The sequence below is a fragment of the Streptomyces sp. AM25 genome (assembly GCF_058146165.1).
On sequence record NZ_JBKIWN010000011.1, the window covers coordinates 16,855 to 38,299 of the forward strand.

The following is a 21,445-nucleotide window of genomic DNA, read 5'->3' on the forward strand; positions in this document are numbered from 1 at the left end:
CCGTCCCCGTCTGCCCGCACCTGCGACGTGCGTCATGGTGCTCTCCAGCGCCCGCGCTCCCGCTCCGCCGCACTGCGCTCCACGCACATCTCGTTGCCCTCGATGTCCGCCATGGTCGCCCACCCCGTCCCGTCCGGGCGCCGGAAGTCGTCCACCATCGTCGCGCCCAGGGCGAGCAGCCGCTCCACCTCCTCGTCGCGTGTGCGACCCTGCGGCTGCAGGTCCAGGTGTACGCGGTTCTTCACGATCTTGCGTTCCGGCACCGCGATGAACAGCAGTGACGCGCTTGCCGAGTTGACCGTCGCCTCCGGGTCGCCCGGGTGGTCGTCGGCGGCGAGCGAGCCGTCGAGGACCTCGGCCCAGAAGGAGGCCAGGCGGTAGGCGTCGGCACAGTCGATGGTGATGTGGCGCACGAGGGATGCCATGCGCATCAGCCTACGACGGACGGGACCATGGCCGACTGTCGTGGACGGCTGTACCCTCCGGGCCGTGGATGCCCTCGCCTGCGATTCCGTCGCCGAGCACGACAAGACCCGTACCGCATTGCGCGAGACGGTCCAGCGGGTCGGTCAACTGCTGGACAGTGTCGGCGACATGGACGCACCGTCCGCCCTCCCCGACTGGACCGTGGGCGACGTCGGCGCGCACCTCCGCGCCGTCTATCTCGCGTACTGCTCCGCCTTCACCGGCGAGTTCGACGACTGGGGCAGCATTCTGCCGGCCGAGGACGGGCCCTTGGCCGAGCGGATCACCGCCGTGAACGCCAAGGCCGTCTCGCTCTTCGGCAAGGACGAACGCGCACACCTCGGCGATTTCGTCCGCGACCATGGCGAGACGTTTCTGCGGGTCACCGAGGGGCTCGCGCCGGAGACGCCCGTCCCCACGCCCTGGTACGGGCAGGAAGTGGCGCTGACGCTCGCCGCCGCGACCGGGCTGATGCTCAGCGAGAGTCTGCTCCACGGGCTCGACATCGCCCGCGGCGCACGGCTCCCCTGGACGATCGGGCCGGACGGGGCGCGGCTGGTCATCGGGCAGTCGATGCCGACGATGATGCCGCTCACCCTGGACCGGGCGAAGGCGGACGGTGTGCACGTCTCCTTCGACCTCGCCGTCCGCGGCGGGCCGCGGCTGGCGGTGGTCGTCGCGGACGGGGCGGCGACGGTGACCCGCGAGGGGCGGCCCGCGCGCCCCTGCGACTGCCGGATCTCGGCGGACCCGGTCGCCTTCCTGCTGATCGCCTTCCGGCGTTCACCGTTGTGGAAGGAGATCGCCCGCGGCCGGATCCTGGCCGGCGGCCGCCGGCCGTGGCTCGCCCTGCGCCTGCGCGGGCTCATCGCCGGGCCGTGATGCGGGACATGGAGGCCGTGGCGGGAATCGAACCCACGTAACTCGCTTTGCAGGTTTGTCGGTGCTGGTCGGGGCGCTCTTCGGAAGAGTTCAAGGGCGTTCAATGCCGTGCGCGCGCATCGAAGGAAGGGGTCGAGTGAACAGTCCTGGACGGCAGCGTACGACGATGAACGAGACGGAAACTGAGACGGAGCTAGGGACGCCGGCCTGGGCGATGTCTGCTCAGGACAGCCAGCCCGGCGGGCGCTGAATCGAGCTATGCGCTGCACTGTCTCACAGTGCTTGTGTGCTTGGGGCACCACCGGTAGTAGCTCTCATCAAGGTTACGGCTGTGCGTTGCCCGTCCGTGCCGGGGCCGCCATCCACGCCAGTAGCGGGTGTTACAGCGATTGCACAGCGGCGCGCGTACAAAACCGTGCGTGTGGCAGTGGTCCCACACACTCGCGCGCTCGGTCATGCAGCTTGCGCACATGAACTGCGCAGCAGTTGGCCAGTCCCGTCGACCCTCGCGGTCGACGCGGTAGCGCTGACCTGCCAGTTGGCCGTTATACACCACGGCGTTCGCGTCGCTGCCTCTTGCGCCGTAGACGACTGCGGTGCGGGTGCACTCTCCTTGGTCGGCCACCACCGCATCCCCGACCCGTTCGAACCAGCCGGCGGCATCCTGTCCGTGGTGTGCCCCGAGACACGAGCAGTGGCATTCAGCGCCCGTCGCCTCCAAGCACGTCCTAGTGCACTTCGACAGCCTCGACATGTCTCGATAGAGGACGATGAACCCGTACCGGTCGACCGCCGCCGTAACCAGCCGTACGAGACTGCTACGCGGCAGGTTCCATCGGTCACCGCTGAACTCCGGGGAACGGATGCCGACCGTCTCGTGCAGCCAACTGCGGTTGCCCTTCCGGGGCGGAATCTTGGCGATGACCTGCCCGTCTTGCGGTAGCCAAACCATCGCGACTGGTGCTGTCCCGGGTTTGGTAACTACGCGTCCATCGACTATGCGAACTGGTAAGTCGCCCGTCATGGTCCCACGGTGGCAGGGAGATCGGCATTCGGGAACCCCGTTTCCAGGACTGTCCGCGCTGGTCAGGGTGTGATCCGGGCGCGTTCGTCGATGTTCAGACCCGTGTGGATGTCGCGTCTGGAGGGGCAGGTTCGTGAAGAGTTGCCCCCAACACGCTTTCCAAGTCTGTTGGCGGGGTCTTGGGCTGAGTGCAGGACGTTCATCTGCGTTCAGGGGAGGCCAGCTCCTGGACTACATCCGACTCCTGGTCTCGTTTGAACGGTCGTGAACGGGGCTGAACGAGACGGAACATGAGACGGGCGGCCATCACAAGCTGCCTGGTCACGCACCGGCGTCGCGTCTCCATGCTCGCCGCGTTCGCCACGGCCCTAGCACGCGAGGTGGTGGCTGCAACCCTCACGCGATGGATTGCCGCTACCCCGAGGAGCCCGATCGTTGTGCTAACTCGCTGACGGGAGGCCGCCCCATCTGGGATGATCACTCTATGTTGCTCATGATTGCTAAGGGTGGGGAAGTAAGCAGGCATCCGGCTGGCGCCCTGAAGAAGTTGACGGACCGCCTCTCTGGCCAATATCACCCAACCGTTGGCCCACTCCTCTCGCGGCAGGCTGAACTCTTCGGGGTTCCACTGGCGTCACTACAGTCGATGCCTCGCGGGAGGTTTCGCAGGTCGGCATATATTGAAGAAGACGTGATTGCTGCCGAGATTTACGCAAAAGGTAGCACTCTAATTGCGATTCGCCTATTGGAGTCGGCTCGTGTACGGCCGCACAGGGAAGAGGGCGGGAAGGTCGTGAGTAGGGAGACGACAGTGTGCCACCTGTCGGTGGGGTATGCGGCTCCAGTGCTCGATGAACGTGTGATAGAGGAATTTGAAGGGCATGTGAAAGATATCTGGGGGGTGGAGTTGAATGGGCGTGAGGTTGCCTCTCGGAAATTGATTGAGATTGAAAGGCTCGGGCAGGGTGGTAAAGCGGAAGCCCCAAGCGGGCGGGACGTTAAGTGTGCGGAAATTCTGTCAGATAAGGCAACGAGGGCGCTTGCCATCGCCATCAAGTCTTCGAGTGGACTCTTGTTGAGTGACGCCCCCAAGCAGATACCTCAGAAGGACAGGGGGCGCCTTGATGAAGTCGTTCAAAGTCTGATCGAGGCTGGAGTGGTGGAGACTGAGATCGTCGTCATCTGCTCTAAGACGGCAGCTCAAGTCAACAGAGTTCCTAATCTGGAGGTCCTTAAAGAGATCGGCGGACACAATATTCGCTGTTCATGCGGTAAGGGTCTATCGGAGGAGAAGACCGAAGAGGCTTTGAGTGTCACCGAGTATGGTCGTGCCATGCTTGACGGGAGTCGATGGCTTTCCGTTCTAGTCCTTCACAATCTGACAGACCTGGGAGTCTCCGTCGACAGTATTCGAATGGAGCAGGAGTATGCGGGTGAAGAGGTGGATTGTGTTGCCGAAATCTATGGGAGACTGGTTCTGTTTGAGTTGAAAGATAAGCAATTTAATCTAGGGAACGCCTACTCTTTCGGTGCCAAGGTCGGAATTTTCAGGCCCGACTATCCGGTCATCGTGACTACGGAAAAGGTCGGATCTGACGCTCGCGAGCATTTCGTTAGATCCGCTCAGCGAGGGAGGCGTGGTCAACGCTATGCGTCTTCCGGCTCTGATGCGATCGACAACGTTCGCTTCGTTGAAGGTGTCTCTGCGTTGCGGCGGGGTTTGGAAGAGGTGGTAACCTCCATCGCGATTGAGGCCTTTGCGCCCTTCGCGCAATCGGCTCTCAATTTTTCGACGGCTTCTCCCGATGCAATTCTTTCCGCGTGGGCGGGCAAGGAGTCTTAGGTCGGCGGAGCAGATTTGGCCGGTCCGGGGCCGATCCTGATCAAGGAGCCGTACGCTGTGCCGGGGAGCCGACCACCGCAGCCACGACATGTCCTTTCTCTGGCTTCAGGTGGCTGGTTGCTGTGCGTCACGGGAGTTGGCCGGACTGGAGCGGGGTGGGGACCAAGAGCACAGGCTCGGTTGGGGCCGGGCCTGTGCTCGGCGAGATGGACGGGCTGTCTCATGGTCGGGGGCGGTGGCTCAGGCGGATTCGAGCAGTCGGTGGCCGTTGTGAGCGCGTACGTGGGGTGTGGTCGTCGTGGCATTCAAGGCGTCCAACACGCGCACGGCGTAGACCTCACCCATTTGCTTCTCGACTTCCTCGGGAGTCAGCCACTCCACTGCCGTCGACTCGTTCGACGTGCGCTCCGTACCGCCGACCGGCTGGCATCGGAAGACGAGAGCCACGACGCCCCGGCTCATGTTCTTGTAGACGCCGGTCAGGCGCTCTACCGAGACGCAGATACCCGTCTCCTCCAGCACCTCGCGTACGGCACCGTCCTCCGGGCGTTCGTCCAGTTCGAGGACGCCGCCGGGGGGTTCCCACGTGCCATTGTCCGCGCGGCGTATCGCCAGGACGTGGCCGTCGTCGCGCACAACCACGCCTGCAACCGAGACTGAGTGAAGCGGCGTTGAGACGTCCCGACGCATCTGCTCGTCGCTGCCACTCACTCGGGGGCCCTTCCCACCGCGAGAAGGTGTGAGGACGCCGCGAGGAGCTCCGGGTAGGGCTCGGCCATCCGCGCGGCCGTCAGGACCGACGCGAAGAGCTCTTCACTCGGGCCCGGTCCGGGGCTCTGCTCGACGGCCTTCAGCAAGGACCAGGCGGGCCCCTCAACGCCGAACACAGCCACGTCCGTCAGCCCCGCGGATCGCATCTCCTCGGCAAGTTCCTCGCCCCGGTGGAAGTATGCGGTGGTGAAGCCGCGTCGACCGTCGTAGACCGCAGTCCGCAGGATCTCGGACACCGACGATTCCAATCGTGGCGTGTGGAGATGAGCAAGTGAGCTGTGCTCGAAGAGCGAGGCGTAACGGTTGATTGCTGCTGCCGCTACAAACCCTCCAGGCCGTACGACGCGAACGGCTTCAGTGAGCGCTCGCAGACGCTCTGCGGGATCAGGAAGGTGGTAGAGGGGGCCGAGTACCTGCACCACGTCGTAGCTCGCATCCTCCGCTATTAGCGCGCGGGCGTCGCCCAGGGATGCGGAGCAGATCGCCGAGGCCTGTTCGACGTGCCGGGCAACCGGGTCGACGAGATCCACGTCGTACCCGTCCGAGACCAGCCATCGGGCATGGGCGCCGGCGCCGCCGCCCACGTCCAGAACGCGGGCGGGCGTCGGTGGGAGGTAACGCCGCAGGATCTCCTGCGTTCGAAGCAGTTCAAGGCGGCCGTCGGCTGACGCGCTCAACCGGATGCTCTCATCGATGACCTGCGAGTAGAAGTGATCGATCTCCGGCGCTAGCTCTGGGTTCGACATGTCCGCAGTATCGTGTGTACCGGTGGACCAGTCCAGTAAAACTACCCAACGAGGAGCCATGGCACTTCTCAAGTACGAGGAGATCGCAGAGTCCCTGCGCTCTCGGATCGCAGCCGGGGAGTTTGCGCCGGGCGCGACGTTGCCATCGGGACGGGACCTGGCCGAGCAGTGGTCCGTGTCGCGAGCCACGGTCATCAAAGCGATGGACGTGCTGCGCAACGATGGCGTGGTCGAAGCCCGCCAGGGGACCGGCTTCGTCATCGCCGAAACACCCGTAGCGCGCCCCGCGGGCAGCCGTCGGGCAGGTTCTGCCCGTGTGACGGGCGGTATGCCGTTCCTGCGCGTCGGTGCGCCGGACTGGGCGGAGCCGCCGGCGCGCGTAGCCGCAGCGCTAGGCCTCGCCCCCGGCGTTCGAGCGCTTCGCCGGGTGCGTGTACTCCAACTCCCTGACGGTAGCCCGCACAGCTACGTACAGGCGTGGTTCCCACCCGACGTTGCCGAGCCGTCGCCACGTCTGGCGCAGACCGCCCCGATCGCGGAAGGGACGACGCGTTACGTACGTCGCCAGACTGGCCGGTTTCCCGTAGAGGGTGTGGACGTGACCACGGTGCGGATGGCGACGGCGGAGGAAGCCCTGCATCTCGCACTATCCGGGGAGACTGCGGTCGCCGTGGTGCTGCACACTGCGGCCGATCAAGAGGGGCGTCCCCTCGTATGCGAGGAGGGTGTCACGCCCGGGACGCTCTTTGAGCGCGTCGAAACCTATGCGATGTAGTCGACTAGAGCCCCCACGTAGCTGGACCGGTCCGCCGGTCCAGCTTTTTTGATGGCCTATCAGGCCAACTAGCTGCGGAAATGTGTGGCTGTCAACTCCCGTTCGCGCGATGGGGGTTGACTGGACCGGTCCACCGGTCCAGTCTCTTGGTGTGGCCAGTCCACCCCGGCAAATGCCGGGGCTGGGGTTACTGAGCCGCGCACGGTCCGCCGGGTCTGCTTACAAGCGGTTCGAGCGGTACGGGAGACGTAGAAGTCCGTCGTCTTCACGGATCGATCGGTGTCATCGGCTAAGCCGCTGGTCTGACCCTCGGGCGTAGACCCAGGGAGTGGATCGCGGGGACCACCGGTGGTTGGGCCGCACCCAGTCCATGGCATCCCGGGCGCATCCACTCAGCGAGTGACGACTGAGTGGCGCGGTGATCGCGTGCCGTCCAAAGGAGGCGGAGCAAGGCGCGTGGGGAACCGCGAGACGACGGTGACGGGCTTCCCGTCACTCGTCATGCGGGCAGGGCTTCACGTCATGTCGATTCCCTGCCCGTTTGATGAGGGCTTTTCGATCCCACCTAACGCCGATCCGAGAGGACTTGCTCATGTTCGGACGCAAGGACAGCACCGAGGGCGCTTCGTTCCCCGAGCGCGTGTGCCGCGGGCTTCAGTACACCGGCCAGCGCATCGGAGGGGAACGCGGCGGGGAGATCGCGAACCGGGTCTCGGAGGCGATCGGTTGCGGCCGCATCGAGTTCTGCGGCGACGCCACCTGCCCCGACTGCGCCCCCGCGAAGTAGCACGTTCGCCCCGATGGTCGTAGGCCGGGTTCGACTCCTGGACGGGGCACGTGGCCCGCCGCTTCCTGCGGTGTTGGCCCTGGCTCCCGGCGCGGCGGCATTCCCGGACAAGGACAGCCCGCCGCGACCGGTCCTCTTTCCCGACGCAGTCAAGGAGCTCATCCATGACCGAGCGCACGATTCCCGTGGACGCCTTCGGCCCGATCGCCCTGGACCTGGCCATGAATGCTGGCAGCATCCGCATCGTCGTCGACCCGACGCTGAAGCAGGCATCCGTGGTGCTGAGGACCGAAGCCACTTCCGGCCCGTCCGCCGACGTGATCCACGACACCGCCGTCCGCCTCCACGGGCAGAACCTCAAGGTCCGCGTCCCGGACGTCGTCGGCGGCATGAACGGCAGCACGACCATCAGCGTCGGTGGCAACACCATGACGTTCTCCGGCGGCAGCGGCGTGCAGATCGTGGGTGGCAACATCCACATCGGTGGCCACGGCGGCGGCAAGGTCTTCATCAACGGCCGCGAGGTCACCGCCGCCGACGCGAGTGGTGACGCGGTGACGCCGATCAGCGCCGTAGTCCGTCTGCCTGCCGGTTCCATGGCGTTGATCAGCACGCACACCGCCGACACGGTTGTCACGGGCGAGTTGGCGCGGCTGGAGTACGACGGCGCCTCCGGCAGCCTGACTGCTGAGCGGGTCGGCAAGTTGGACGCCACGATCACCAGCGGGAGCGTCATCGTCGACGACGTGACCGGCTCGCTGGACGTCGACCTCACCTCCGGCAACCTCGGCATCGACGCCTACAGCGGCTCCGACGCGCGGCTGAACCTCACCTCCGGCAACGTCCGGGTGGCCGCGACCCCGCAGGCCAGTGGCCGCCTCAGCGTGAACGCCACCTCCGGCTGCGCGCGCATCACCGGTGCCTCGCACCTGAACGTCCGCCGCCGGGTGACCAGCGGCTACGTCCAGATCGGCTAGCACCCGCCCCGCGCCCTTCACCTCTTCCCGGACAGGAGTCCGTCACCGATGCACGCTGCCACGTTCGCCGCCGTCTTCATCGCCCTGTACGTCGCCCACAGCGTGGGTGACCACTGGGTGCAGTCCTCGCACCAGTCCGCGAACAAGGGGCGCCCCGGTTGGGCCGGCCGCCTCGCGGGCGCCCGGCACGTCGCCACCCTCACGCTCACCAAACTCGCCGTGCTCATCCCGGCCGCCGCGTTACTGGGGCTGCACCTGTCCCTGCTCGGTATCGCGGTCGGGCTCGGTGTCGACGCTGCCTCGCACTGGTGGGCCGACCGGCGTTCCACGCTGGCGTGGCTGGCCAAGGCGACCGGCAAGGGAGAGTTCTACCGGCTCGGTGCCCCGCGCGTCGGGCACGACGACAACCCGCACATCGGCACGGGTGCCTACGCGCTTGACCAGTCCTTCCACCACCTGTGGCTGCTGGTCGCCGCTCTCATCGTCACCACCGTCTGACCCCGTTCGCTTCGCGGGACGGTCGCACTCCCGGACAAGGACAGCCGACCGCCCCGCGTCTTCCCGACGTACTGAATGGAGAGATCCAGCATGCGTATGCGCACCTTCGTCGCCGACCAGGAGGCGTACGGCGACCAGGAGTTCGCGGAACTGGCCCTCGGGATCGACATCGACCTGTTCCGCGGTCCGCTGCACGAAGAGACGGTCGGCGAGCGCGCTGCCCGTAAGGACGCGGTCCGCGACATCCTTGCCGATTTGCGCGAGCAGGCTGAGGACGGTGACGAGATCGCCGGTTGGGACGCCCTGTACGCCGAAGCGTTGACCCACACCGTGCCGTTCCTCCGCACCGCGCGCGGCCACCGGCGCGGAACGGGCGAAGCGGCATGAGCGCCAAGACCGTTCTGCCTGCCGTCGCGATGACGGCGGTGTCCATGGTGCTCACCCTGGCCGTGGTCGTGATGTGGCTCGGCGGGGCGGTGCCGTGGCCCGTCGCGCTGGTCGTTGGTCTGGGGATCGACGGGGGATGGCTGGCCACCCTCGCCTACGAGCGTCGCTTGGCCGCGCAGGGCGACCGCAGTCACGTGGTGACCGGCGTCGGCTGGTGCTTCGGCCTCGTGGCGGCCGGCGTCCTGGTGGCGCACGCGCTCACCGCCGAGACTTCCGCCGGGGCGTGGCTGGCCGTTGCATGGCTGCCGGTTGCGGCGAAAGCTCTGTGGCTGGTCCACGGGCTGTGGGAACGGACCTCTCTCACCCCGTCGGCGCTCAACGCGATCCGGGGCATCCAGCAGGAGGCCCGCGACGAAGCCGCCGTGGCCCGTGCCCGACTACGGGCCGAAGCGGCCACCGAGGAGACCCGGTTGGCGGCCGTGACGGGGGCCGGGGCCCGCGTCGCACGCGTCCAGGCCAAGACCGCACAGACCCTCTCGAGGGCGTGGTCGACGCTGGAGACGGCACGAGAGGGCGAGGACACCGGCAGGGCGCTGACCAGCGTGACGAGCCGCGTCACGCCCGGCGTCACGCCCCGGTGGGAACTCCCGGTCTGGGGCCCGATGGAGCCGGTCCCCGCGCTCACGTGGGAGACCGCTCCCGTGCTCACCGACGAGGCGCTTGACGCACTGGTCGACCAGATCCGTCACAGCGAGATGCCCGCCCTGTCCTACCGGGAGATGGCCACCCGCTTCAGGGCCGCCGGCCACTCCGCATCTGAGGTCCGCTTGCGGGCCGCGTGGAAGCGGGTGGCGGCGTGAGCGGGCCGCACATCGGTTCAGTATGCACCGGCTACGGCGGCCTGGACATCGCCGTCCAGGCCGTGTTCGGCGGGGAGCTGACGTGGGTGGCGGACAACGACCCCGGCGCCTCACTCATCCTGGCCCACCACCACCCCGAGGTGCCCAATCTCGAGGACATCACTGCCCGGGACTGGCACGGCGTCGCACCGGTTGATGTCCTCACCGGGGGCTATCCCTGCCAGCCGTTCAGCACCGCGGGCAAACGGAAGGGAACTGAAGATGCCCGGCACCTTTGGCCGCACATCGCCCGCGCCCTTGGGGTTCTACGACCCCGTCTCGCGGTCTTTGAGAACGTCGCAGGTCACCTTTCCCTCGGTTTCGACACCGTGCTTGGGGACCTTGCCGCCCTCGGGTTCGATGCGGACTGGTGCTGTGTACGCGCGAGCGATATCGGCGCCGCCCACCAGCGCAAGCGCCTGTTCTTCCTTGCCTGGCCTGCCGACTCCGGCGGCCCGGGACTGGCGCGGAGGTGGGCAGAGCGGGCAACTGCCCACCGTGGTGGGCTCGCTGCTGCCGACGCCGTCCACCTCGGAGAGCACCGGGGCGGGGCATGCGGCACAGGGCGGGATGAACCTGCGGCACGTCGTATCACTGCTGCCGACCCCGCGGGCGTCGGCGAACGAGAACCGGCAGACCAAGCGCAGTCCCTCGCAGGAAGCAGGGACGCATGGCAAGAGCCTGGCCGCGGAGGTGGGGGAGCTGCTGCCGACGCCGACTGCAACGGACGCGAAGAGCAGCAGCGGCGCGAACCCGGCTTGGGGACACGGGGAGACTTTGACGGACGCGGCCCGCAGCGTTGGGGGCCGTACGCCGCGGCGGTCGAAGGGTGGGCGCGGGTCATCGGCCGCCCTGCTCCCCGGCCAACTGACGCTCTGGGACGGCTGAACCCGCCATTCGTCGAATGGCTGATGGCCTTGGATGACGGCCACGTTACCGCCGTCCCCGGCCTGTCCCGCACCGCGCAGCTCAAGGCGCTCGGCAACGGTGTGGTGCCGCCGCAGGCCGTTGCCGCCCTGCGCCTCCTGCTCAGCCGAGCTGAGCCCGCCGTGCGGGGCAATCCCCTCGCCCTCCCTGTTACCGACTCCAACCAAACGCCCACGAGGAGGGGTTGACCATGGCAAAGCCCACCACCCGCCATCTGGACCGCGCGATTCGAGAGGCGATCCGCAAGCTGGAGGCGGTCCGCAACGGCGAGATGTGGCCGCTGACCAGCTCCGAGAGGAGGGCCGCTTTCGCGGCCCTGGCCAGCGGCTCGTACCAGGTCGTCCGGGGCAAGAGCCCCGCGCGCGCTGACCGGAAGCTGGAGACGGTCTCCAGCGCGGCCGAGACCCGTCTGGTCACGGAGATCACCGCGTTGCAGATCGAGCGGCAGCGGATCGTGAACGAGGCCGCAGCCGCCAAGTCCGCCAAGAAGTCCTCGCGGTGGTGGTGACCACGGACGGCCGTTGCGCTGCCGCCCACCCGGATGACCCGACGCTCTGTGTCGGCCCCGTCGCCGTGACCGTGCTCGACGCCTGCAACACGGGGGCCGACGGCTGCGAGCACCACGCCGCCCGACTCCTGGCCTCCCTGGACGGTGGCCGCGTCTACGCCCTGCCCAGCGTCCCTGAGGGCGCGGCGCTCCGGGTGCACAAGGCGTCCGCTGGCATCCGCCCGTTCTGCTGGTACGAGGACGCCCTGCGTACCGAACCGTCCCAGCTCAGCCACGCCGAGAACCACGACCGGCACGACCGCTGACCGCGCCGGGGTGGCCGCCCCTGCCACGGACCCGGCCACCCCGGCGCCTTCAGCTCCCGCCCCGATCCGGGTAGTCAGGAGGAAGTCTCAGCATGTCCGAGAACGTCGTTCACCTCTACAAGGACCCCGAACTCCCGGCTCAGGATGCGCCCCCGACCACGCTCACGGTGGTGCCGGACGCTCCGGCGGCGCCGGTCGTGCCGCTGTGGGTGCGCTCCGGCCGCGCCATCAAGACGGGCGTCACCCACGAGCACACCAAGACCGCCGCCCGCGCGGTCGCCCGCCACACCCTCTACGTCGCCGGCGGGGCACGGATCGCGGCCCGCCGCACCTGGGACGGCCGCACCGCCGCCCGCTACGAACGCATGCTGCGCGCCGCCGAAGCGGCCGGCAACTACGAGGTGGCCGCCGAGTGGGAGGAGCGTGGACAGCGCTTCCGCGAGGCACGCCACCGCCGCCGCATGGACCTGCTCCACTCCCCGATGGATGCCGCCAAGGGCGTCGTGGCCACCGCCGGCATGAGCGTCGGCTCCCTGGTCGCCCTCGGGGTGGTGCTGGCCATCGCCAACAAGGACGCCGCCGACGTCATCACCCCCATCCGGGCGGTCATCGAATTCATCGCCCTGCTCATCCGGATCGTCCAGATCACGTGGGGTCCCGCCCTCACGATCGGCCCCCTCCTGGCCCTGCTCGCCCTGTGGGCCGTCGGCCAGCACCAGCAGGCCGCCCCGCAATGGGCACTCCCGGCGAACGCCCGCAACGGCGAGGGTGAGCCGATCACTCCGTCGATCGTGGTCAAGGCCCTGCGCGACCTGGGGATCTCGACACTGCGCAACGCCATCAAGGAGATGGGCGACGCCGGCGCGAGCATGCTCGGACCGATCACCATCGCCGGATGCGGTGTCGAGGTCGACGTGACCCTTCCTTCCGGGGTGTCGACCAACGAGGTTCAGAACAAGCGCCGCAAGCTGGCAGAGAACCTGACCCGGCATGAGCACGAGGTATTCATCACGATCCCGCAGGCCGCGCGGACGGTGCGGCTGTGGATCGCGGACTCGGGGGCGCTGGACGAGCCGATCGGTCCGTCGCCGCTGGTCACCGACCCCACCCTGATCGCCAACTACAAGACCGGCAAGGCCCCGTGGGGGCAGGACTTGCGCGGGGACGCTGCCATGCTGAGCCCGTACCAGCGCCACGTACTTGTCACCGGTCTGTCCAACCAGGGCAAGACCGCCGCCCTGCGCTCGCTCGCCCTGTGGCTGGCGCTGGACCGCACGGTCGAATTCTGGCTCGGCGACCTCAAGGGCGTGGGCGACTGGGCCATGTTCGACGGGCTGGCCACCGTACTCATCCAGGGACCGACCGACGACCACGTCATCCAGGTGACCGAGATGGTGGAACACGGGGTCGCCGAGATGGAACGGCGCCTCCAGGCGCCGCCCGGCACCGTGTTCACGCCGCTGGTCATCATCGTGGACGAGGCACAGGTGGCGTTCATGTGCCCGGCGATCGATGAGGCCAAGCGCCCGTACGGGGGCAGCAAGGCGACCTCCCGGTACTTCATGGCCTCCCGCAAGCTTCACAACCAGGGCCGTGCCGTGGACGTGCTGCTGTGGCAGGGCACGCAAGACCCCACCGACCAGAACCTCCCCAAGCTCGTACGCGAGGGCGCCCACACCCGCGCCTCCCTGGTACTGGGCACCGAGTCGCAGTCCCGCATGGCGCTGGGCGACAAGGCCGTCGACGGCGGCGCCGCCCCACACTTGCTGCGTCAGGGCCTGGACAAGGGAACCCTCGTCGTCGCCTCCGACGGCATCGACATCCCCGCCGGCCAGTCCTCCATCACCGTGCGCACGCACTACATCGACACCGACACCGCCACCGAAATCGCCGAGCGCGCCAAGGCGCTGCGCGACGGGGTGACCACCTTGCACGTCATCGAGCAGGGCGAGGGGCATGACCCGCTCGCCGACATCGCCACCATCCTCGGCGACGCCCCGCGAGTGCTCACGCAAGACGTGCTCAAGCGGCTCGCCGCGCTGAACGAGGACGCCTACGGCGGCTGGTCGTTCATCGACCTCAAGCGCGTCCTCGACGGTACCGGCGCCGAGCCGTACAAGTCCGACGGCCGCATGGTCGTCGCCCGCGAACGCATCCACCGCGCCCTCGCCAACCGCCCCGACGACGATTCCGCTTCCGCCTCCGAGTAGAGGGAGGCGGACCCCTCGCAGGCCAGGGAGGCAGGGAGAACTCCCTCTCCCCTTCCCCGGCCCGCACCCCTGGCCCTGACCAGCACGAATGATCCGTCAGGGAGTCAGGGAGGAGCGCAGGTCAACGCCCTCGAACCCCCCTCCACGGGAACCCGGAAGAGGGCCGTGCAGCCTCCCTGGCCAACAGTCGGAAGGGATTCCGCATGCGCCACGAACACGCCATCCCCGAATGCGATGAGTGGGCCGTGGAAGTCCACCATCCCGCCCCGCTGCCGCCTGTCATCTCTGCGCCGGTGCCGCTCGTTCCTGTCCAGCCCGACAACATCCCGACCGTGGCCAGCGTGATCCTGCCCGACGGCAGGGTCGTCACCGGCTACGCCATCGCGCCGGCCAAGCCCGAACCGCCTGCGCCCCCGCCGGCCGTCTCGCGCACCGCGGTCAACCTCGCCCTCGGCGGGGTCGGCTTCGCTGCGGTCTGCGGCGGGCTACTCCTGCTCACCTCGTTCATCGCCGCACTCGCTGCGCTCATCCACCAGCTCATCATCCTCGCTGCCGTCATCTTCGGCGGCTGGGTCGCCGCCCAAGTCTTCGGCAGCCGCGGGCACAGCGGCGGCAACACCTTCCACATCCGCAAGGCCGTCTTCAAGCGCAACCACTTCCGCGGCTGAACACCACGAAGGGATAGCCATGTTCGAGATCCGCGTCATCTGCGCCCCGTTCGACACCGAACGCGTCACCACCGTGCTCAACAGTGCGTTCGACACCGGCAACGTGCGCCAGTCGCCGTCCCGCGACGGTAAGCGCGCTCGCCTCTACGTCATCGCTGACCATTACCCCGAGCCGGGCCCGTGGCCGATGCCGGAAGAGGCGTACGAGTTCGCCCCGAGCATCGTCCACGAGATGGACTGGATCACCGCGTACATGGTCAACAACGGGGTCCTGAACCCAGAGGGCCCGAACGGCCGAGAGTTCTGGGTTCGCAGGGCGGCCGTCCTGGACCGCATCGCACTGACCGACCGGGACGGACGTCTCTACGGCGACGCCAACGACGTGGCCCTGAAGACCGCACGGCGCCTGCTCGACCTCGACCGCTACGAGGGCGGCCGGTACTTCGGCTACCCGTACGGGCCCGACCACCCCGAGGCCCTCGCCAACCCGCGCGGCTACGTCCGCCAGGAATACGCCCACTGGGCCGAACAGCAGTAGCTACGCCCGAGGGCGGCGGCACTCCCGGACAGGACAGCCCGCCGCCCCCGGTCTCCCTATCCCGACGAAGCAGAAACAGGAGGCCCCCAGCATGCCCCAAGAACTCCGCTCTGTGTTGTTGCGCGCAGCACTGGATGCTGCGGAGCGTGGTTGGCCCGTCTTCCCGCTCCGCCCCGGTGATAAGCGTCCCGCCCTGCACGGCGAGACCCGGTGCCCCCGCACTGGCACTTGCCGGACAGGGCACGTGAAGTGGGAGGAGCGCGCCACCACCGACCCCGAGCGCATCCGCCGCGCATGGTCAGCCGGCCCCTTCAACATCGGGCTGGCGACCGGCCCGGCCGGGCTGCTCGTGATCGACCTGGACAAGCCCAAGAGCAATGCGGACGCGCCTGACGGCGCGGCGACCTTCCAGGCGCTCTGCGAGCGCACCGGGCAGGCCGTCCCCACCACCCGCACAGTCCGGACCGCGAGCGGCGGCACGCACCTGTACTTCACCGCCCCCGCAGCAGCCCGGCTGCACAACACCGCCGGAACACTCGCACCACTCGTCGACACCCGCGCATGGGGCGGCTACGTCGTCGCTGCAGGAAGCCGCGTAGGCGGGGCACAGTACGAGACCCGCAGGCATGCCCTGCTCAACCCGCTGCCCGGTTGGCTGCTTGCCCTCCTGGTCCCGCCCCACCCCCGAACGCGAACCGGCTCGGCGGCAACCACGTCGCGTGTCCGCGGTAGCGCCGGTTCCTACGCGGCAGCCGCGCTTCGCAACGAGGAGAACAACGTCGCTGGCGCTCCCGAGGGCGAACGCAACAAGGCGGTCGTCAGGGCCGCACGGGCCCTGGGGCGGCTGGTCGCGTCCGGCGACCTTGACCGCGCTGAGGTTGAGGCGGCTATTAGTCGGGGGGCGGAGGCGGCCGGGCAGAAGCCGTACGAGTACCGCTCCGCCATCACCAGCGCGCTGAACTGGTCTATCCGGCAGAACAGCGGCAGCCGGAGGACGGCATGACCGGCTGCCGTCGTCCCTCAACTAACAGCCTGCCCGTTACCCCCGACGGCCCCGGCTTCGCCGAACAGGCCCAGCCTTCATCGGACAGTGGTGCGCTGAGGGTCGTCGCCCGTCAGGGCGTCCTTTCAGCACTTCGCCCTGACCCGCAGACGGTCACCATCACCGGTATTCGGCTCGGGTTTCAGGTCCGTATGACCGGCCTACCGGTCGCTGACTGGCTCTGCTCCTGCGGGCGTCACGAACGTGCCCGTGGACGCGACGCCGTCATCGCACTCACCACCCGCGTACACGTCGGTACTTGCCCCCACACCAGCACGGCCGAAGGGAGGGCAGCCGCATGACCACACAGCCTATGGATAACCCCGACCTGTGGGCCGGACTGCCCACTCTGGAAGAACCGCCCGGCGAAGACGACGCGACACCGGACGTGTGGGAGGACCCCATTCCCCTCACCGGCCGCCGTGAGCGTCCGCTGTTCCCTGCCCACGTCCTCCCCGCCTGGTTGGGGGAGTTCGTGGCGGCCGTCGGGGAAGAGACACAGACCCCGGTGGACCTCGCCGGATCGGTTGCCCTCGCTGTGCTTGCCACGGCGGCCGGCGGCCGGTCAGTGGTCCACGTGCGCGGGAACTGGCGTGAGCCGACCAACCTCTACACCGTCGTGGCGCTCCCGCCCGCCAACCGCAAGTCCGCCGTCTTCGCGCTGCTGACCAACCCCCTCTATGAGGCGGAGAAGCAGCTCAAGGCGGCTATGCAGCCCGTGATCGTGGAAGCGGAGTTGACTGCGCGGTTGGCCAAGGAAGCGGCGGACAAGGCCGCTGCTAAGGCCGTGTCGGCCGACGGGCACAAGCGGGATGAGATGGTGGCGACGGCCGTGGGTCTCGCGCAGACGGCCGACACGCTCACTGTCCCGGCCGAACCGGTCCTGTTGGCGGACGACTCGACACCCGAGACGGTGACCTCGCTCATGGCGGAACAGGGCGGGCGGCTATCGGTGATGAGCGCTGAGGGCGGCATCTTCGACATCATCGCGGGCCGCTACTCCGGGGCTCCGAACATGGAAGTCTTTCTGAAGGGGCATGCCGGGGACCGGTTGCGGGTGAACCGGCAGACCCGCCGCGAGTACATCGACGCCCCCGCGCTGACCATCGGTCTCGCCGTCCAGCCGGACGTGCTGCGGGACATCGGGAAGGTGAAGGGGTTCGAGGGACGCGGACTGCTCGCCCGCTTCCTGTACTCCCTGCCGGTGTCCACGGTCGGTGAACGCGAGATCATCACCGACCCGGTCCCCGAACAGACGGCCGCCACTTACACCACCCGGGTCATCGACCTCGCCCTGTCCCTGGCGGAGTGGACCGACCCGGCCGTCATTCAGCTCACCCCGGAGGCGGACGTGGCGCTGATTGCCTATCAGGAGCGCATCGAACCGCAGCTCAAGGCGCGCGGCGGCAGGCTGGGCCACATCTCCAACTGGGCCGGAAAGCTTGCTGGGGCGACCGCCCGCATGGCTGCGCTGCTGCACCTTGCCGAACACGGCGGCAACGGCTACGCGCATCCCGTCGTTGAGGCCACCATGAACGCGGCGATCGAGCTGGGGGAGTACTACACCGCCCACGCCCTCGCCGTGTTCGACGTCATGGGCGCCGACCCGGTCCTGTCCCGCGCCCGCAGCGTGCTGGAAGCGCTAAGGGCCAACGGATGGGAGGACGTCAGCCGGCGGGACGTCTTCAGCGTTCTGTCCCGCAGCGAGGTCCCCACCGTTGCCGACCTGGAACCAGCCCTCGTGCTTCTGGAAGACCACGGATACCTGCGGTCCTACCAACCCGAGCGCACCCGCAAGCGCGGACGTCCACCGGCACCCCGCCTCACAACCCACCCGTTCCTGCGGCACGGTGGTCAGTGACCCCCACCTCTGCGGACAACCTCTCCCGCACAAACCGCGAAATCGCAGAAAGCCCCGGACACTGCCGCTGACCTGCGACGGGCCCCCGATACGACCCTGGACGGGGGCCCGTCGCGCAATCCCGCGATATTCCGCAAAAAGCCGAGTGCCACCCCGCCGGCCGGGACCGCTCTGCGGCCTCCCCTGATTTTTGCGGAGTATCGCGGATTTCTGCGGAGCACCGCCCGCCTCCACCCGCACACCGCAACGCCGCAGGCCAGCGGCCCTCCCCGGGCTTTCTGCGGATATCGCGGTTTGTGCGGCGGCATCTGCCCATGAACTCAGCCTCACAGGAGTGAGCTGTGGACGAACATGACACCCCCGCCGCCCCTGCCGACGACGACCCGACCCTCGTTTTCCTCAAGGTCGAAGAGGCCGCCCGCCGACTCCGTATCGGTCGGACCACATGCTTTGCGCTCATCCGCACCGGCGAACTGGAGTCCGTCCTGGTCGGCGGACTCCGCAGGGTCCCGGTCGACGCGCCGGCCGCGTACGCGGCCCGTCTCCGCACCGCCCAACGCGCCGCTTGACGACGCCCGGGGCGGCGGCACTCCCGGACAGGACCGCCCGCCGCCCCGGGCACCATCCCGACACTCAAGAATCAGGAGTTTGCCTGTGGCAGAGGAGAAGAAGCGCACCCGACAGCCCAACGGCCGAAGCTCCATCTACTTCGGCAAAGACGGCAAGTGGCACGGTCGCGTCACTGTCGGCATCCGCGACGACGGCACCCCCGACCGCCGCCACGTCGAGCGGAAGACCCGCGCCGAAGTAACGCTTGCTGTCCGTGAGTTGGAGAAGGAGCGCGATGCCAAGATCGTGCGGAAGCCCGGCAAGGCGTGGACGGTCAAGGCGTGGCTGACGCACTGGATTGAGAACGTCGCGCCCCTCGCGGTCAACGACAACACGATGGTCGGGTACGGCGTCGCCATACGGAAGCACCTCATCCCCGGCTTGGGGGCTCACCGTCTCGACAGGCTCAAGCCCGAGCACATCGAGGCGTTCTACGCCAAGATGCAGGCCAACGGCAGCAAGCCCGCGACCGCGCACCAGGTGCACCGCACCCTGCGCACCGCCCTTAATGAGGCCGTACGGCGCGGACATCTCGGCAAGAACCCGGTCCAGTTGGCCAAGGCGCCGAAGACGGGGGAGCACGAAGTAGAGCCCTACAGCGTCCAAGAGGTACAGCGGTTGCTCAAGGCCGCTGACCAGCACCGCAACTCCGCACGCTGGGCCGTCGCCCTCGCCCTCGGACTGCGCCAAGGGGAAGTGCTCGGCCTGAGGTGGGAAGACATGGACCTTGACGGTGGGTTCCTTGTGGTCCGGCGTAGCCGCCACCGGCCGCAGTACGCCCACGGGTGCGTAGAACCGTGCGGACGCAAGGCCGCCGGGTACTGCCCGCAAAAGCGGCGCACCAATCCGGAGTTGTCCACTACCAAGTCGCGCGCCGGCCGCCGTGCGGTCGGCCTCCCCGAACAGCTCGTTGACCTACTCCGCGCCCACCTCAAGGCGCAGGAAGCGGAGCGGAAGGCGGCCGGGAAGCGGTGGGTTGAGAACGACCTGGTGTTCCCGGATGAGCACGGCCGTAGCCCGTCCCACCGCCGGGACTGGTCCGAGTGGAAGGCTCTACTGGCAGAGGCGAAGGTCCGGGACGGACGTCTTCACGACGCCCGCCACACGGCCGCGACGGTTCTGCTCATCCTCGGTGTTCCTGAGCGCGCCGTCATGGGCCTCATGGGATGGTCGACCACGGCCATGGCCGCTCGCTATCAGCACATGGTGGACGCCGTGCGGACGGACATCGCGCGGCAGGTGGACGGACTGATTTGGAAGCCCGAGACGGACCGGTCGGACGACGGCGACGACGGTGCGGCCGGCGCCCTCGTACCGGCCAACTGAGACGGCAACTGAGACGGACGACCAAAAGGGCGGCACCCCGCATGGGGTGCCGCCCTCCCGTTTCGCCTGCTCAGGCACTCAGAGGCCGTGGCGGGAATCGAACCCACGTAACTCGCTTTGCAGGCGAGCCCCTCAACCACTCGGGCACACGGCCATGTCGTGCGTCTGTCCATGACCATAGGACGCCCGGGGCGCTGCCTCAATGGGGCCTCGGGCCCTGCCACGCAGCCGACATGCTCCGTTCACGGAACAACCGAGGGCAGGGGCAGGGGCGGGGGCAGGGTGCCGATCATCCAGAAGCAACCCGCTGCCCTCGCCCCCTTCCCCCAAATTCCGCTTATGATTCCTGCGTGTTCGACTCCCGGCACATCAAGACGTTCCATGCGGTGGTCACGACGGGGTCGTACTCCGCAGCCGCCCGCGTGCTCGGATACACGCAGCCCGCGATCACCCAGCAGATGAAGGCGCTCGAACGAGTCGTCGGTACGCCCCTCTTCACCCGGGCCGGGCGGCGGATGCGGCTGACCGAGGCCGGGGAGGCGATGGCGCGGCACGCGGAGACGATTCTGGACAGCCTCACCGTCGCGCAGCAGCAGATGAGTTCGCTGACGCGGCTGCGGGCCGGGCGGGTCCGGGTCTGTGCGTTTCCCAGTGCCGGCGCCACCATCGTGCCCGAGGCGCTCGCCCGGCTGGCCGCCGATCATCCGGGGGTGCGGGTCGAGCTGCTGGAGGGCGAGCCGCCCGAGTCGCTGCGCCGGCTGGTGCGCGGCGAGTGCGACATCACGCTCGCCTTCACCTATCCCGGCCTGCGTGAACAGGTTCCCGAGGAGCTGGTCGAGATACCGCTCATGGAGGACCAGCTGACCGTGCTGCTGCCCGCCGGGCACCCGTTCGCCCGGCGCCGCGCGGTCAAGCTCGCCGAGCTGGCGGACGAGCGCTGGATAGCCGGGTGCCTGCGCTGCCGCGCCAACTTCCTCCACGAGTGCGCCGAGGAGGGCTTCGCGCCCGACATCGCCTTCACCACCGACGACATCCTCGTCGTGCAGTCGCTCGTCGCCGAGGGGCTCGGCGTGGCCATGATGCCGGGGCTCGTCCTGTCCTTCCTGCGCCACGACAAGATCACCGGGCGGGCCCTCGACCCCGCGTCCCGCCGGCAGGTCTCCGCCTACGTGCTGCGCGAGCACCTCCGGGTTCCGGCCACCGTGCTCGTCCTGGACGAGCTCAAGGCGGTGGCCGCGCGGCGGGTGGGGTGCTGAGGGCTCCGCCGGTGGCCGGCCGGCTGCGGGCCGGCCGTGGTCGCTCGCGCGGTTCCCCGCACCCCTTTCGGGGCGGCCCCTTCGAACAGCGGCGGCCCGATCCATAAGCCGGCGTTCGGATACTCTCTACGAACTGTCGTT

Annotated in this window: 23 protein-coding genes and 1 tRNA gene; 19 read left to right on the forward strand and 5 right to left on the reverse strand. The window is 68.4% G+C overall.

Going from position 1 to position 21,445, the window contains the following annotated elements:
* Window positions 1-32: 32 nt before the first annotated feature.
* Entirely contained in the window at window positions 33-425 is a 393-nt protein-coding gene (locus ACLHRZ_RS16475) for a VOC family protein (protein ID WP_490419180.1), read from the reverse strand.
* A 64-nt stretch (window positions 426-489) separates the two neighbouring features.
* Between ACLHRZ_RS16475 and ACLHRZ_RS16480 the strand changes: the two genes are divergently transcribed.
* Window positions 490-1,347, forward strand: coding sequence for a maleylpyruvate isomerase N-terminal domain-containing protein (locus tag ACLHRZ_RS16480; protein ID WP_490419181.1), 858 nt, complete (start codon window positions 490-492; stop codon window positions 1,345-1,347).
* A gap of 256 nt (window positions 1,348-1,603) precedes the next feature.
* Here the strand turns inward: ACLHRZ_RS16480 and ACLHRZ_RS16485 are convergent, their stop codons facing one another.
* Window positions 1,604-2,371: an endonuclease domain-containing protein gene (locus tag ACLHRZ_RS16485; protein ID WP_490419182.1), complete on the reverse strand. Its 768-nt coding sequence runs from the start codon at window positions 2,369-2,371 to the stop codon at window positions 1,604-1,606.
* An 844-nt stretch (window positions 2,372-3,215) separates the two neighbouring features.
* On the opposite strand from ACLHRZ_RS16485, the gene ACLHRZ_RS16490 reads away from it, so the two are divergent.
* Window positions 3,216-4,214 (forward strand): hypothetical protein, encoded by a 999-nt coding sequence (locus ACLHRZ_RS16490; protein ID WP_490419183.1) that lies wholly within the window; start codon window positions 3,216-3,218, stop codon window positions 4,212-4,214.
* A 240-nt stretch (window positions 4,215-4,454) separates the two neighbouring features.
* Here the strand turns inward: ACLHRZ_RS16490 and ACLHRZ_RS16495 are convergent, their stop codons facing one another.
* The gene (locus ACLHRZ_RS16495; protein ID WP_490419347.1) at window positions 4,455-4,904 is read right to left on the reverse strand and encodes an NUDIX hydrolase; all 450 of its coding nucleotides are present in this window, start codon (window positions 4,902-4,904) and stop codon (window positions 4,455-4,457) included.
* A gap of 17 nt (window positions 4,905-4,921) precedes the next feature.
* Window positions 4,922-5,731: a class I SAM-dependent methyltransferase gene (locus tag ACLHRZ_RS16500; RefSeq protein ID WP_490419184.1), complete on the reverse strand. Its 810-nt coding sequence runs from the start codon at window positions 5,729-5,731 to the stop codon at window positions 4,922-4,924.
* A gap of 58 nt (window positions 5,732-5,789) precedes the next feature.
* Here ACLHRZ_RS16500 and ACLHRZ_RS16505 point away from each other — a divergent pair, with 58 nt between their 5' ends.
* The 16 genes from ACLHRZ_RS16505 to ACLHRZ_RS16580 all read left to right on the forward strand — a co-directional run bounded on the left by ACLHRZ_RS16505 (window position 5,790) and on the right by ACLHRZ_RS16580 (window position 20,048).
* The gene (locus ACLHRZ_RS16505; protein ID WP_490419185.1) at window positions 5,790-6,506 is read left to right on the forward strand and encodes a GntR family transcriptional regulator; all 717 of its coding nucleotides are present in this window, start codon (window positions 5,790-5,792) and stop codon (window positions 6,504-6,506) included.
* 592 nt (window positions 6,507-7,098) lie between these two features.
* Complete coding sequence (locus ACLHRZ_RS16510; protein ID WP_490419186.1) at window positions 7,099-7,293, forward strand: hypothetical protein; 195 nt, start codon at window positions 7,099-7,101, stop codon at window positions 7,291-7,293.
* Between the two features lie 164 nt (window positions 7,294-7,457).
* On the forward strand, window positions 7,458-8,270 hold the full coding sequence (locus ACLHRZ_RS16515) for a DUF4097 family beta strand repeat-containing protein (protein WP_490419187.1): 813 nt from the start codon (window positions 7,458-7,460) through the stop codon (window positions 8,268-8,270).
* 48 nt (window positions 8,271-8,318) lie between these two features.
* On the forward strand, window positions 8,319-8,768 hold the full coding sequence (locus ACLHRZ_RS16520; RefSeq protein WP_490419188.1) for a transcriptional regulator: 450 nt from the start codon (window positions 8,319-8,321) through the stop codon (window positions 8,766-8,768).
* 96 nt (window positions 8,769-8,864) lie between these two features.
* On the forward strand, window positions 8,865-9,155 hold the full coding sequence (locus ACLHRZ_RS16525; protein ID WP_490419348.1) for a hypothetical protein: 291 nt from the start codon (window positions 8,865-8,867) through the stop codon (window positions 9,153-9,155).
* Window positions 9,152-10,015, forward strand: a complete 864-nt coding sequence (locus ACLHRZ_RS16530; RefSeq protein ID WP_490419189.1) for a protein spdB — start codon at window positions 9,152-9,154, stop codon at window positions 10,013-10,015. The genes ACLHRZ_RS16525 and ACLHRZ_RS16530 overlap by 4 nt, the downstream gene beginning before the upstream one ends.
* Window positions 10,012-11,169 (forward strand): DNA cytosine methyltransferase, encoded by a 1,158-nt coding sequence (locus ACLHRZ_RS16535; protein ID WP_490419190.1) that lies wholly within the window; start codon window positions 10,012-10,014, stop codon window positions 11,167-11,169. The genes ACLHRZ_RS16530 and ACLHRZ_RS16535 overlap by 4 nt, the downstream gene beginning before the upstream one ends.
* Window positions 11,170-11,171: 2 nt before the next feature.
* Window positions 11,172-11,489 carry a hypothetical protein gene (locus ACLHRZ_RS16540; protein ID WP_490419191.1) on the forward strand — a complete coding sequence of 106 codons (318 nt, stop codon included), beginning with the start codon at window positions 11,172-11,174 and terminating at the stop codon, window positions 11,487-11,489.
* Window positions 11,480-11,794, forward strand: coding sequence for a hypothetical protein (locus ACLHRZ_RS16545; protein WP_490419192.1), 315 nt, complete (start codon window positions 11,480-11,482; stop codon window positions 11,792-11,794). The genes ACLHRZ_RS16540 and ACLHRZ_RS16545 overlap by 10 nt, the downstream gene beginning before the upstream one ends.
* A 92-nt stretch (window positions 11,795-11,886) precedes the next feature.
* Window positions 11,887-14,004, forward strand: a complete 2,118-nt coding sequence (locus tag ACLHRZ_RS16550) for a P-loop NTPase family protein (RefSeq protein ID WP_490419193.1) — start codon at window positions 11,887-11,889, stop codon at window positions 14,002-14,004.
* Window positions 14,005-14,207: 203 nt separating this feature from the next.
* A complete protein-coding gene (locus tag ACLHRZ_RS16555) occupies window positions 14,208-14,672 on the forward strand; it encodes a hypothetical protein (protein WP_490419194.1) in 465 nt (154 codons plus the stop codon).
* Window positions 14,673-14,691: 19 nt separating this feature from the next.
* Entirely contained in the window at window positions 14,692-15,210 is a 519-nt protein-coding gene (locus ACLHRZ_RS16560; protein WP_490419195.1) for a hypothetical protein, read from the forward strand.
* A 91-nt stretch (window positions 15,211-15,301) separates the two neighbouring features.
* Complete coding sequence (locus tag ACLHRZ_RS16565; protein ID WP_490419196.1) at window positions 15,302-16,213, forward strand: bifunctional DNA primase/polymerase; 912 nt, start codon at window positions 15,302-15,304, stop codon at window positions 16,211-16,213.
* 352 nt (window positions 16,214-16,565) lie between these two features.
* Window positions 16,566-18,113, forward strand: coding sequence for a YfjI family protein (locus ACLHRZ_RS16570; RefSeq protein ID WP_490419349.1), 1,548 nt, complete (start codon window positions 16,566-16,568; stop codon window positions 18,111-18,113).
* A 341-nt stretch (window positions 18,114-18,454) separates the two neighbouring features.
* On the forward strand, window positions 18,455-18,682 hold the full coding sequence (locus ACLHRZ_RS16575) for an excisionase family DNA-binding protein (RefSeq protein ID WP_490419197.1): 228 nt from the start codon (window positions 18,455-18,457) through the stop codon (window positions 18,680-18,682).
* 85 nt (window positions 18,683-18,767) lie between these two features.
* The gene (locus tag ACLHRZ_RS16580) at window positions 18,768-20,048 is read left to right on the forward strand and encodes a tyrosine-type recombinase/integrase (protein WP_490419198.1); all 1,281 of its coding nucleotides are present in this window, start codon (window positions 18,768-18,770) and stop codon (window positions 20,046-20,048) included.
* A gap of 82 nt (window positions 20,049-20,130) precedes the next feature.
* On the opposite strand, the gene ACLHRZ_RS16585 is transcribed toward ACLHRZ_RS16580, so the two are convergent.
* A tRNA-Cys gene (locus ACLHRZ_RS16585) sits at window positions 20,131-20,202 on the reverse strand.
* 196 nt (window positions 20,203-20,398) lie between these two features.
* Here ACLHRZ_RS16585 and ACLHRZ_RS16590 point away from each other — a divergent pair.
* Complete coding sequence (locus tag ACLHRZ_RS16590; protein WP_490419199.1) at window positions 20,399-21,304, forward strand: LysR family transcriptional regulator; 906 nt, start codon at window positions 20,399-20,401, stop codon at window positions 21,302-21,304.
* The last annotated feature ends 141 nt before the right edge of the window (window positions 21,305-21,445 follow it).

Bases quoted from the DNA above. Each gene is read 5' to 3' on its own strand.
- ACLHRZ_RS16475 (WP_490419180.1), bottom strand. From the start codon at position 425: ATGGCATCCCTCGTGCGCCACATCACCATCGACTGTGCCGACGCCTAC.
- ACLHRZ_RS16485 (WP_490419182.1), bottom strand. From the start codon at position 2,371: ATGACGGGCGACTTACCAGTTCGCATAGTCGATGGACGCGTAGTTACC.
- ACLHRZ_RS16495 (WP_490419347.1), bottom strand. From the start codon at position 4,904: ATGCGTCGGGACGTCTCAACGCCGCTTCACTCAGTCTCGGTTGCAGGC.
- ACLHRZ_RS16500 (WP_490419184.1), bottom strand. From the start codon at position 5,731: ATGTCGAACCCAGAGCTAGCGCCGGAGATCGATCACTTCTACTCGCAG.
- ACLHRZ_RS16505 (WP_490419185.1), top strand. From the start codon at position 5,790: ATGGCACTTCTCAAGTACGAGGAGATCGCAGAGTCCCTGCGCTCTCGG.
- ACLHRZ_RS16510 (WP_490419186.1), top strand. From the start codon at position 7,099: ATGTTCGGACGCAAGGACAGCACCGAGGGCGCTTCGTTCCCCGAGCGC.
- ACLHRZ_RS16515 (WP_490419187.1), top strand. From the start codon at position 7,458: ATGACCGAGCGCACGATTCCCGTGGACGCCTTCGGCCCGATCGCCCTG.
- ACLHRZ_RS16520 (WP_490419188.1), top strand. From the start codon at position 8,319: ATGCACGCTGCCACGTTCGCCGCCGTCTTCATCGCCCTGTACGTCGCC.
- ACLHRZ_RS16525 (WP_490419348.1), top strand. From the start codon at position 8,865: ATGCGCACCTTCGTCGCCGACCAGGAGGCGTACGGCGACCAGGAGTTC.
- ACLHRZ_RS16530 (WP_490419189.1), top strand. From the start codon at position 9,152: ATGAGCGCCAAGACCGTTCTGCCTGCCGTCGCGATGACGGCGGTGTCC.
- ACLHRZ_RS16540 (WP_490419191.1), top strand. From the start codon at position 11,172: ATGGCAAAGCCCACCACCCGCCATCTGGACCGCGCGATTCGAGAGGCG.
- ACLHRZ_RS16550 (WP_490419193.1), top strand. From the start codon at position 11,887: ATGTCCGAGAACGTCGTTCACCTCTACAAGGACCCCGAACTCCCGGCT.
- ACLHRZ_RS16555 (WP_490419194.1), top strand. From the start codon at position 14,208: ATGCGCCACGAACACGCCATCCCCGAATGCGATGAGTGGGCCGTGGAA.
- ACLHRZ_RS16560 (WP_490419195.1), top strand. From the start codon at position 14,692: ATGTTCGAGATCCGCGTCATCTGCGCCCCGTTCGACACCGAACGCGTC.
- ACLHRZ_RS16565 (WP_490419196.1), top strand. From the start codon at position 15,302: ATGCCCCAAGAACTCCGCTCTGTGTTGTTGCGCGCAGCACTGGATGCT.
- ACLHRZ_RS16570 (WP_490419349.1), top strand. From the start codon at position 16,566: ATGGATAACCCCGACCTGTGGGCCGGACTGCCCACTCTGGAAGAACCG.